The sequence below is a fragment of the Moritella sp. 36 genome, assembly GCF_018219415.1.
Taxonomy (GTDB): domain Bacteria; phylum Pseudomonadota; class Gammaproteobacteria; order Enterobacterales; family Moritellaceae; genus Moritella.
Genome location: NZ_CP056120.1, coordinates 2690786 through 2702132, shown reverse-complemented (window position 1 = coordinate 2702132; position 11347 = coordinate 2690786). Strand labels below are relative to the sequence as shown.

The 11347-nt window shown below is 37.8% G+C and carries 10 protein-coding genes; 8 read left to right on the top strand and 2 right to left on the bottom strand.

Annotated features, from left to right (window positions below; genetic code table 11):
* The first annotated feature begins 281 nt into the window (after nt 1–281).
* The 5 genes from HWV03_RS12000 to HWV03_RS11980 all read left to right on the top strand — a co-directional run bounded on the left by HWV03_RS12000 (nt 282) and on the right by HWV03_RS11980 (nt 4633).
* Entirely contained in the window at nt 282–734 is a 453-nt protein-coding gene (locus tag HWV03_RS12000) for a hypothetical protein (RefSeq protein ID WP_211676121.1), read from the top strand.
* Nucleotides 735–960: 226 nt separating this feature from the next.
* Nucleotides 961–1848 carry an MbnP family copper-binding protein gene (locus HWV03_RS11995; protein ID WP_211676120.1) on the top strand — a complete coding sequence of 296 codons (888 nt, stop codon included), beginning with the start codon at nt 961–963 and terminating at the stop codon, nt 1846–1848.
* Nucleotides 1849–1853: 5 nt separating this feature from the next.
* Entirely contained in the window at nt 1854–3017 is a 1164-nt protein-coding gene (locus HWV03_RS11990) for a methanobactin export MATE transporter MbnM (RefSeq protein ID WP_255546791.1), read from the top strand.
* On the top strand, nt 3014–4159 hold the full coding sequence (locus tag HWV03_RS11985; RefSeq protein WP_211676119.1) for a hypothetical protein: 1146 nt from the start codon (nt 3014–3016) through the stop codon (nt 4157–4159). Before HWV03_RS11990 ends, HWV03_RS11985 begins: the two co-directional genes overlap by 4 nt.
* A gap of 36 nt (nt 4160–4195) precedes the next feature.
* Nucleotides 4196–4633: a copper chaperone PCu(A)C gene (locus HWV03_RS11980; RefSeq protein ID WP_211676118.1), complete on the top strand. Its 438-nt coding sequence runs from the start codon at nt 4196–4198 to the stop codon at nt 4631–4633.
* A 497-nt stretch (nt 4634–5130) separates the two neighbouring features.
* Here the strand turns inward: HWV03_RS11980 and HWV03_RS11975 are convergent, their stop codons facing one another.
* Nucleotides 5131–5841 carry an SDR family NAD(P)-dependent oxidoreductase gene (locus tag HWV03_RS11975; protein ID WP_211676117.1) on the bottom strand — a complete coding sequence of 237 codons (711 nt, stop codon included), beginning with the start codon at nt 5839–5841 and terminating at the stop codon, nt 5131–5133.
* Nucleotides 5842–6317: 476 nt separating this feature from the next.
* On the opposite strand from HWV03_RS11975, the gene HWV03_RS11970 reads away from it, so the two are divergent.
* Nucleotides 6318–6833 (top strand): hypothetical protein, encoded by a 516-nt coding sequence (locus HWV03_RS11970; protein WP_211676116.1) that lies wholly within the window; start codon nt 6318–6320, stop codon nt 6831–6833.
* A 148-nt stretch (nt 6834–6981) separates the two neighbouring features.
* Here HWV03_RS11970 and HWV03_RS11965 read toward each other — a convergent pair whose 3' ends face one another.
* On the bottom strand, nt 6982–8916 hold the full coding sequence (locus HWV03_RS11965) for a serine/threonine-protein kinase (RefSeq protein ID WP_211676115.1): 1935 nt from the start codon (nt 8914–8916) through the stop codon (nt 6982–6984).
* A 619-nt stretch (nt 8917–9535) separates the two neighbouring features.
* Here HWV03_RS11965 and tagH point away from each other — a divergent pair.
* Together tagH and tssJ are read left to right on the top strand one after the other, a co-directional pair.
* On the top strand, nt 9536–10789 hold the full coding sequence (gene tagH / locus HWV03_RS11960) for a type VI secretion system-associated FHA domain protein TagH (protein ID WP_211676114.1): 1254 nt from the start codon (nt 9536–9538) through the stop codon (nt 10787–10789).
* A gap of 56 nt (nt 10790–10845) precedes the next feature.
* Nucleotides 10846–11337: a type VI secretion system lipoprotein TssJ gene (gene tssJ / locus HWV03_RS11955; protein ID WP_255546788.1), complete on the top strand. Its 492-nt coding sequence runs from the start codon at nt 10846–10848 to the stop codon at nt 11335–11337.
* The last annotated feature ends 10 nt before the right edge of the window (nt 11338–11347 follow it).

Below are 11347 nucleotides of genomic sequence, written 5' to 3'. Positions count from 1 at the left end.
CAACAAATCAATTTATCATTCACCACGTTAAAGTGCTTGGCTTAACGAGCACTGGATTACCGTGAACAGAAATAATATATGCTAGGAAATTATTTATACTACAATGTTTATTGGTACCTGTAATGTGTAATAAGTTACTGTAAATAACGGAGTTAGAGCGAAAAAACAACAATTCCTTACTTTATTATTAACATTGCTACCAAAGTGTGAATTAATTACTACAATTATAAATCTTGTTTGTTATTGTTCTGACCGACTAATTTTTACGGTATATTAATTTTATGCATAGAATAAGAAATAATAATGTATCTCAACAGATAATGGCATTTTTTGTTACTATCTCTTTGCTATTTCAAATTTATATCGCCGCTACAATCGCTTTAAATCCAAGTGAAGTACTGAACAAAAATTGGTTGAGCAAATTACAAGGTGAAAAAATCTTGTTGTGTACGCCGTTAGGCTTTAGGTGGGCTAATGTAAACGAACTTATTACTCAAAATAGTGAAGGTTCTCATTCTGCCGAGGAAGAGCACCAATCGTTACAATTCAGCTGCCAACTTCTTAAAGCATTTCAACATTCTATTTTTTTTGCCGTTCTATTAATATGTTTACTGTCTGTATGGCTTAATCGCTCGACTCCTCGTGCCCCGCAATATAACTATACGAGTTGCCAACAAAAAGTATATTTATCACTCGCGCCTAAACAATCACCGCCTTTTACCTTTTATGCATGATTTATGGCGACAGGGTTAAGTTAACGTTCAAGTGTAACTCGGTCTAGTTATTCCATTATCACGCATTTCCATCACTAAACATTTATTTTCACTTGCTCCAACCTTGTGATGATTTTACGCACCTTATATAAACGGTATTTTGCGTCTCATCACCATTGGCCTTGTGATCTTTTGGCTGCCTGTTAGCAGCCTATATTTTGGAAAAAGAGTTAAAAGGAAGTTAAATATGTGGATGAATAAATTATTGGCAGTGGCAATTGTTGGCGCTTTATCTGGTTGTGGTAGCAGTAGTAGCAGTTCTGAAGATACGACGCAACAATCTCCAACGCCAAGTGTGACTACCACACAGAACGTCGAAATAAAATTTGCTGCTCGTGTCGGCAACGAAGATATATCATGCGATCCAATGTTCAGCCTTGTCGGCCTTAGCAACCTGAACCCTGAATTTAAAGATGCACGTATCTATATCTCGGAAGTTGCGTTGGTAAATGATGCTGATGAGCTGGTTAGCGTAATGCTAGATCAAGATAAGAAGTGGCAGTACAAAAATGTCGCTCTTCTCGATTTCGAAACCGGAACAGGTAGTTGCAGCAACGGTAATACCGCGCTTAATCATGTGATTAAAGGTACTGTCCCAAGTGGTAACTATGATGGTATTCAATTTACTTTAGGTGTTCCCACAGAGTTGAATAACTATGGCATTGACGGTGATGACGCTGTATCTCCGTTAGATGTTATGGGGATGAATTGGAGTTGGCAGATGGGACATAAACATCTGAGAATGGATATTAAAGGCTTGATGATTCACCTTGGTACTACCGGGTGTGAAGTTGTAGATGCGGATACCGAGACCGTGGATTGCAGCAGTTCTAGACCAAATCGCCCGAAATATCAATTTGATAGTTTCAATCCAGCGAGCAACAGTATTGTCTTTGACTACCAAAAGTTGGTGGCTGGGAATGACATAGATGATATGGCGCCGTCAATGTGTATGTCATCGAGTACAGATAGTGTTTGCCAGCATATTTTTGGTCGCTTAGGTCTAGATCTAACGTCAGGGCAATGCATAGACGGTGACTGTAGTGCTGTACAAACCTGGATAGCAGTGGAGTAATAATCATGTCAGCAAACTATATGCTTTGTTTGCTGACATTACTCGCCATGGTAATCATGGCGGGTTGTGACAGTGAATCCAGCTACGAAGTTGTGCCACCGAGTACGCATAATACCAATCAGTTTGATTTTCAAACTGGTTCATTACCTTTGCCTAAAGAACCTGCAGATAACTTGGCGACCGAAGCTAAGTTTCAGCTAGGTCGGCACTTGTTTTATGATAAACGCTTATCGGGTAACCAAACATTCTCATGTGAGTCTTGTCATCACCAAGAACTCGCATTTAGTGATGGCTTAAAAACGCCCAAAGGTTCAACCGGAGAGGTGCTGCACAGGAACTCTCAAACACTGACCAATATAGGTTATAACGCCAGTTATACTTGGGCAAATCCCTTACTTAAAGGGATTGAAGACCAATTGATTATTCCTATGTTTGGAGAATTCCCCGTTGAAATGGGGATCCACGATGCAAACCGTGATGATATTAAGGCGCGTTTTAATCACGAGACAAAATACCAGAATATGTTTGATATGGCGTTTCCAGACGAACAACAGTCAATTTCCTTTCCAAATATAATTAAAGCGCTAGCGGTGTTTAACCGAGCCCTTATTTCCAAGGACTCTGATTTTGATAAAGGCAGGCTAAGCTCCTCTGCGCAGCGCGGTCAAAATTTATTTAATAGCGAAAAGATGGAATGTTTCCATTGTCATAATGGTTTTAATTTTAGTGACTCGACACTCCACGATGAAACGGTATTTGTAAGTCGACCTTTCTTCAATACTGGGCTTTATAACCTGGATGAGGAGGGCAGTTATCCTGCAATTGATAATGGTTTGTTTGCAGTAACTCAAAAAGTCGAGGATAAAGGTAAATTTAGACCGCCGACATTACGAAATATTGCTTATACCGCACCTTATATGCATGACGGTAGTATAGACACACTAGAAGAAGTATTAGGATTTTATGCAGCTGGTGGGCGCCACATCATCAGTGGAGAATATGCTGGTGATGGGCGACAGAATCCTAATAAAAGTGAGTTTGTAACGGGCTTCTCGATGAGCAAGCAAGAGCGCGATGACTTGTTGGCTTTTTTGAATGCTCTCAGTGATCCCGTTTTTATTCGTAATCCCCGTTATTCCAATCCATTTAAGGCGGAGCTGGCACAATGAAAAAGAAATATATTTTAGGTTTGTTCTATACCCTGTTTAGTGCGTCCTTATTGGCACATGGGGATAAATCAGGTCTCCTTGAACGGAGTGATTTTGGTGGTAGCCTGTTTGCCCAACTTGGCTATTATCAAGACAGTCGACAGGCTGAGACTTGGTCTATTCCTGGGGTTATCACAGGTGATGATGCTGTACACAATGAGCAAGGGTTGCAGCTGATACATGGGGAAGTCGCTTTCACAGTTAGCATCGAATCAGTACTGGCCGGACACCTTATACTTGGTAGTCATAATGCTGAATCAACAACTGTTGAAGAGCTCTGGTTACAACCTGATATTGGGGAAAAGTGGCAACTTCGGGTTGGCCGACAACTGACTGATATCGGTCTGTATAACGCTACTCATGACCATGATTGGCTGTTTATCGATGCTAATTTGTCACAACAGGCGTTTTTAGCCAGTCAATATAGTGATGATAGTATTCAATTACGTTGGTCCAATGATACCCAGCAGTTTACCACTTGGATTGGCCGTGGAAACGGCTACCCGGCATCAGTTGATGAGAACAGCGCCACGCCACATGCTTATGGGCTAGCATATGAGTTGCAGTGGTTTGGAGAGCAAAATAGTGTGTTGCTTAAAAGCTCGTTGACGCACTTTAATGCATATCAACGCGGTGACGATGAGAAAACTGGGCATACGCACGGAAATGCGAACAATATTACTTTTACGGGTGATACAAACTTAGTCAGCCTAGGATTGCAGTGGCAGTGGATAGCGTTAGGCTGGGATATTGAATGGATGGCACAACAAATTGATGCAGACCTAACTGATAGCCAGCAATTTCAGACTAAACTCGATGCTACAAACCAGGGTATAAGCTCACAGTTATATTGGCAATGGCAGGATGTCCAAGTGGCATTTCGTTACGACACCTTACTCACTGATAATAAAGTGACTCAAAATAGTACAGAGTTTGCGAACACCTTAGACAGTAAAGGCCATAATCCTGAGCGACTCAGCCTTATTATGAACTGGTTTGTTGGCGATAATCAAATTTTGCGACTCCAAGGTAACTTTGACCAAACCCAAGAACAAAAAGAACAAGCTTTCTGGTTGATTTACCAAGGTAATCTATATTGGTAAATCGAGATTTATAAGAATAAATAAAATAGGTTTAATATGATGAAAAAAATAATTATTGCATTCCTTATTACGATAAGTTTTGCTTTTTCTACATTTGCGGTAGCCCATGATTATACTCAGGCGCATATGCGAATTGACCATCCTTGGAGTAGATTAGCGGCCCCAAACAGCGAGGTGATTACGGGGTATTTCCAGCTTAAGAATAACTCAACGAAAGATGATTACTTGGTTTCGGTATCCACGCCTATTGCTGACAAGTCTGAGATCCATATGCATGCTATGCAAGATGGCGTGATGATAATGAAAAAGGTTAACAAGGTAAAAATTGGCTCGATGAAAACAAAAAAATTTGAACCAGGTGGGTTGCATTTAATGATCTTCAATCCGAAATATATACCGAAAAAAGGAGAGAGATTTCCATTAGATTTGAATTTTAAATATGCAGGGAAAATCACCGTTCAGGTCGCGATTTAAATGCAAGGCCACGTGCATAACCATTAGAAATTATTATAATTAATAAAAATTAAGTTCTGTCAGGGGTATTTAACCCCCTGACTCTAATAAGTAGATCATGATCAAATAAGCGCTAGTGCTTCACTGTGCAATGCGATTGTGTGAGTTCATAAGAATCATACGCAGAATTATCAGACATAATCCGAATAATGCCACCCATAAGCCTGAAGTCGAATTTCTAGACGCCAAAATGAACCTCTCTTAACAAAACAGGGAAGGTGATGGATAATGATGCTGTAAGTACGAATGTCATTAGTTCAATCATATTTTCACTTTAGTGGTGGGGGGATGCACTAAAGCTAGCCTTAGATGTATCATTGGCAAAAGTATTGAATACTTTGGTTTTAAGTTGTGAGTTAGTTTACTGTAATTAAAATTTGGACGTGATGCTAGTCTAAATCTTGAAGGTTAACGCCTAAAAATAGGCGTTGGCATGACTCCCACCTGATTCTAAGTCACTACTTCTCTAAATCAATGGTTTTACAACGTATAGATAATGTCGACATAGTGGCGCTAGGAGATAAACTGCGTATAAAATCGATAGCTTTGGTTAAATCTTGAGTTTCAATTTTGAGGTCGTTCATAATACGCCCATCATTGGTCATGTCAGTATCGACAACACTTGGGCATAGGCAGCAAACCTTAATGCCAAAAGGAAGAAGTTCCTGATAAAGAGATTGACTATAACTAACGATAGCGGCTTTTGTTGCTGAATAAGCGGCTATTTTAGGAACAGGCTCTAAGCCAGCGGTTGATCCGATATTATAAATTTCACCGTAACCTTGTCGTTTCATTTTTTCGATAACCAAATTACATGCTGTAATGGTCGAAAGTAGGTTTACATTTATTAATTCAGAAAGTTGATTCAGTGTTAGATCTACGTGCCCTGCCATGAGGACTCCGGCGCTATTAACCATAACATCGATAGAATCGTGGTTAGTAATAATCGATTTTATTGTAGATTCAACGTCTGCTGGCTTATTAAAATCGACTGTCATTGTTTCGATATTAGTCGACGGATATTGTGATTCTATCTCTAACTTAGCTAACTCTAGATTTGCCTTATTTAATGAAACTAAAATAAGCGAATATCCTTGCTGGGCAAAGTAATGAGAAATAGCCTTTCCTATACCACGACTCGCTCCAGTAATTAGCGCAAATTTAGTCATGATGAGTTTCCTTGTTGATTCGTTTTTGGCACCATAGCACCTTTCAGTACTTTCGAGAAGTGCCAATATTGTTAGTGTTTTCATGGCTCGTTGCGTTTTGGTTGGGATTTTTAAACTACCAATTGATCAGTTATAAACTTTCATAAAATACTTTGTGACCCACATCAAACTTATGTCGCTAATGTTTAGCGATTGTCTTGTATGTTAAATTTGTATCCTATTGTAATTATGATGGTATATCAGTATATAGGCTCGCAGTAGGGTAGGGCGTAGAAATAGAGCAGTGAGCTATAAATGTATTTATATTTATGGTGATTTATTTTCAATTAACAGAATAATTTAATAATCAATACTAAAAGCAATGTAATTCATTGTTATTTAACAATAATGAAGTGTTTAGTTATTTTATGCTCGTGATTTTTAGGCATCATACGGAATACCTGGGAAATCACTAATTAACTCATTAGGTATATTAAATGAAGTTTCTATTAAGTCTTATGGTTATCACGCTCTCTTTTGCTTCTTTGGCAAAGAAAATTAGCGTTTCTAACACTGATATTTCATTCGTGTCACCTTATGAATTTCGGCCATTACCTCAAGAGATTATAGATACAAAGTGGCCACACAAGAGGGCCCCTAAATGGGTTCTTGGCAATGCTTCGGCTTCGACTACTATTACATATGACCTTAAGCCAAATGATATTTCGGCAGCTCCGTTGCCAGTTATAATGGATTCCTTTAAGAAAATTTTTGATCGTATGATCCCCGGTGTTGAATGGAAAAAGAAAGAAATTATAGAGCTTTCTGGAAAAAAATGGGTGTATCTTGAGATGTTCTCAAACGCGATTGATACAGACATACACAACATCATGCTTATTACTAGCTATGGTAAAGAAATGCTTATTTTCAACTTCAATTCAGCGAAAGGAGAATTTCCAAAGTATGAAGATAAACTTCGAGCAAGCATTCAATCCATACAGCTGTCTAAGTGAGCTAACCATAATAAACAGTGCCTTTTGAAATCTAATCTTTAGCTCACTCGTATTGATTGATGATGACAGTCTGCTCTTTGTTGTAGACTGTCAGACAGGAGGGCGAGTTACTGCCCTAATGTCTCAACCCCGCGTTTTATTTCAATATTTAAATCAAATCTTCTTGCCCTTTATCTGCTTTTGTTAACAGACTCTCCGCTTTTTTAATTACTTTTGACTCTGATTTAATTTTACCTGTCACAATTAGTTTCAAATAACGATTGGCTAAATCTCGGCGTAACTTGATTAACGGTTTAAAATTGACGGGTAGTGATTTGTTATACGTGTTTTGTTGATTATAAATTCGGTCTAATGTCCGTTGACTTGTCGCCATTTTTACAGCAGCAATCCATGCATCAAATCGATCTCGATAAAATAGCTCTGCAGCATCGAAAGGAAATGATCGTGATTTATCTGAAGCTTGATAATCAGTGAGCGTTTTAATCGCAGTGATTAGTTCTGGCTGATCTAATAATGTTTGTAGTTCCGAAGCTGAATTTTTAAATAGTAATTCGCCGGGTGCCAGTAGTGTATTAATGACGTTATAATTGTACTCACTGACCGCAGTACGGAGTTGTTTACGATATAGGTTTACCGCTTGCTTTGAAGGGATGATCTTGTAATCTGTATCAACTTGTTTCATATCTTGACGTAGTGTGAATATATCGGTTCCATCGCTGTCAGGTAGGTAGTTTGCATCTAGTAGGCGTTGTTCAATATTCGCGAGCAGTATCGCTCTTGCTGACTCTCTTTGGTCTTCAACATACAGTTCCATATCGGTAAGTTTAATCGAGTCTGGATATAAGGTTGTCGTTTCTTCAATCAATGCTGCCATCTGGTCGAAATCAGGATAGCGTGATTTTGGATCCTGCATAATTCGGTTTATTTTTGCAATATGGAAGTTGATCACTTCCCCACGTTTCAGTCGCAAGATACCGGCTTTAATCGTCGCTGTTTCACCATCTAGCTCAGATAATGAATTCATGAATACTTCAACGCTTGAGTTAGCTAAGTTATCAACATTCGATGTATGAACCCGTTCAGTCAATTGCTGTGTAGTGATTACATTTTCCATATAATAAAAATAACCGACAGAACCTAAGATAGTAAGTAAAGGTAATATGGTTGAAAAAACAGGAAGTGGTTTGCGGGTTAGTTTAGATTGCCACGCTTGAATGCTTTGTGGTCGATCTGCATTCGATAGTTGCAATGCTGAATAAATAACTTTCCATTTATTATTACTGAGTTTAGTTAATTTTTTTACAGTGATCTTATCCGTAATTGCTTGATCTGCCGGTTTACGTAAATAAGGATGTTTACTTGATAGTAATTCGTAAAAAATACAGCCTAATGAAAAGATGTCATCGCTTTCTGATGGTTGCTGACCTTGCAACAACTCCGCACTTGCATAAGCAGGTGTATAGCCACTCAGTGAGTTATGCTGTTCAATATTATCGTTGGCAAATTCATCTGCCTTATTCTGGATTAATCTGGCAACACCAAAGTCGAAAATCTTAATATCACCATTACGTGTGAGCATGATATTAGAGGGTTTTAAATCTGTATGTACAATGCCATTTTTATGGGCGAATTTGAGTGCATCAGCGACCTGTGAAATAACTTTCTCAGCACCTTTATATGTTAATCCCTTAGGTTTAGATCGTGAAATCACTTGATCAAGTGTTTCGCCATTTAACCATTCCATAATGATAAAGCAAAGATTATCTTCCTTATCTACATCATAAACACGGATAATATTGGGATGAGAAAGAGACATCGTTTTATGTGCTTCCCGAAACAGCAGTTGTTGTGCCTCTTTATTTCGTGTGTATTGTGGTTGCAAGACTTTTATCGCCACGTAAGGTTCTTCGACACCTGCTTTATCTAATAACAAATCTTTTGCTTTATATATATCACTCATGCCGCCAGAGCCAATGTGCGCTTCTAATTCATATCTATTTTTTAGTACCTGTCCTGTAAGTGTCGCTGTATCAATGTCATGTTTTGAGTTTTTATTACCTAATAGCATTTTATCTTTTCCCACACTAGACTCCTTGTGTTTTTTTGAAAACTTAATGTATTAAAAGTACTAGTTCCATCTAGTCCTTTTGTATTGATTTATGCTTTTTATTAAAATTAATACTTTAGTTAACTTTAATATTAGCAAATGAAAGTAAGTTGTAATTACGATTTTTATTATGCTTTTTGTCAATAGTGAATAAAGCGTTTTATCATTTTCCTATTCATTTACCATGATCTTGAAAAATGAATTGCGCCATGGTAAGTTATTGTTTTTAAAGTGCTTTCGGGCTACCTTGTCGTTCTGTCAACTGACGTGTCTAAATACGGTTGAAATTATGCTTAGCAATAAATGAAAAATTTACTTTTCTTAGCGAATAATAAATCCTTGTATTTCATTAACGACAATCAGCATACACATTTATTTACCGGAAATAGTATTAAATGTAGTATTAGATATCTGTTTAAATTGTAAATGTAGCGGATTAGCTTGTTTGACTTGGTTGTACTTATTTGGTTTTATGATTATATCAATTCGTATTAAATACAAAACTTCATGAACTTAGAAGTTAATAACATTGATAAATGTATAGGGCCAGCTGGATATTTATTTAGCGTTAACAAGATAAGTCAAGGAATGACAAATGGGACTGCTTTTATCTGTAATAAGTTATCAACAATTATCACCAAATTTACAAGCAACCTTTAAATTAGAAGGTGCATCTGCGGTAATTGGTCGTTCTGATTCAAATGATTGGGTACTACCTGACAGCGATAAAATTTTATCCAGTCGACATGCCGAATTAACGTTAGTGATGGGTAAATATTATATTACAGATGTATCGACAAATGGTGTGTTCGTTAATCAGTCTACTAAGCCCCTTGGTAAAGGCAATCGCCATACATTGGCATCTGGCGAGCAAATTATTCTTGGCGAATACGTCATTGAAGTGAACATTGAGGTCGAATTATCAGATGATCATTTACTGGCTTCAAACTCAACATCATCTCCTTTTTCTTCTTATGATTCTTCTGCATATATAGAAGAAGATCGTGTCAATCATGATAAGCCGGTTAATCTGACGAGTGTAAGCGACCCTCATTTAATCGGCAGTGAATTACAGGATAGTTTAGTACTAGATAGCAACATTATTCCTGACGATTGGAATTGGGCGAATGATGGGAAAAGTGCCTGCGCACCTAAAATCGCACCAAAACCAATTGTCGATATACAGGAAGCAGCATCGACAAAAAAAGATGAGGAAGTCGCGTTAGTAAGCAAAAAAATCGTTAGCGATTCTCCGCAGTCTAAAGTTAAAAACACAGATAAAATGGCTGCGTTTCTTAAAGGTCTAGGCATTGAATCGTCACCTGTTATTGATGATGAGGAATGGTGGTTTGACCTTGGAACATCAATCCGAACTATAAATGATGAGCTTATGGCTTCATTACGAGACCGAGCTTTATTTAAAAATCAGTTCCGCGTTAATCACACCATGTTTCAGATTAAAGAAAATAACCCATTCAAATTTTCAGCTTCTGTTGATGACTTATTTCGTAATTTATATTTGCGCACCAATGGCAGTTTTATGTCGACAAACAAAGCCATTACAGAAGCATTTGGTGATTTACGTCAGCATGAACAGAGCATGCGGGCTGGTCTAGAGGGCGCGGTTGTCGGTGTTTTAGAACAACTCTCACCAGATAATATGGTCCCGGATCAAGACGAAAAAGGATTTTTTGATAAGTTTAAACGTAGTAGTAAAGAGCAGAAAATGTGGCGTAATTTTATTGAAATGCATGAAGATATCCGCAACGAAATCACTGTTAACCGTGAAAGTATCCTTTCTGACGCGTTTGTTCGAGCTTATGAAGAAAGGCAGAAACAGGGTAAATGATATTTTGTAATAAACCGAATTTACTTAAAAACCATAATATTAAAACAGGCAGAGACATGAAATTATTAAACTTAAAAAGTAATCGCTTTAATCGCATCGTTTTTATGTGCATGGCAATACTAGCGGTAAGTAGTCTGGCAGGGTGTTCGATGATGAACTTTGTAATAACGCCATCTACAACATTAAATTTTGTTGCATCTAGGAATTTAAACCCCGACATTGAAACGCGCCCATCACCAGTCGTTGTTAAAATATTTCAGCTAGCAAGTCGTGGGCCGATTGAAACAGCCGATTTCTTTAGCTTGTATTCAGACTACGAAGAGATACTTGGGCCAGAGTTGCTTGAAAAGGAAGAGTTAGTATTCAACCCAGGCCAACAGCTAAAATATGAACGTGAATTAAACAAAAACACACGATTTATAGCAGTACTAGTTGCTTACCAAGATATTGAAAACTCACGTTGGAGAGATGTAATAGCCGTTGATCCTAAAGCGTACGATAATTTCAATGTGTATTTAGAAAAACTAAGTGTGTTTATTCGTGATTAATAAGCAATTT

Bases quoted from the DNA above. Each gene is read 5' to 3' on its own strand.
- HWV03_RS12000 (WP_211676121.1), top strand. From the start codon at position 282: ATGCATAGAATAAGAAATAATAATGTATCTCAACAGATAATGGCATTT.
- tssJ (WP_255546788.1), top strand. From the start codon at position 10,846: ATGAAATTATTAAACTTAAAAAGTAATCGCTTTAATCGCATCGTTTTT.
- HWV03_RS11995 (WP_211676120.1), top strand. From the start codon at position 961: ATGTGGATGAATAAATTATTGGCAGTGGCAATTGTTGGCGCTTTATCT.
- HWV03_RS11975 (WP_211676117.1), bottom strand. From the start codon at position 5,841: ATGACTAAATTTGCGCTAATTACTGGAGCGAGTCGTGGTATAGGAAAG.
- HWV03_RS11970 (WP_211676116.1), top strand. From the start codon at position 6,318: ATGAAGTTTCTATTAAGTCTTATGGTTATCACGCTCTCTTTTGCTTCT.
- tagH (WP_211676114.1), top strand. From the start codon at position 9,536: ATGGGACTGCTTTTATCTGTAATAAGTTATCAACAATTATCACCAAAT.
- HWV03_RS11980 (WP_211676118.1), top strand. From the start codon at position 4,196: ATGATGAAAAAAATAATTATTGCATTCCTTATTACGATAAGTTTTGCT.
- HWV03_RS11990 (WP_255546791.1), top strand. From the start codon at position 1,854: ATGTCAGCAAACTATATGCTTTGTTTGCTGACATTACTCGCCATGGTA.
- HWV03_RS11985 (WP_211676119.1), top strand. From the start codon at position 3,014: ATGAAAAAGAAATATATTTTAGGTTTGTTCTATACCCTGTTTAGTGCG.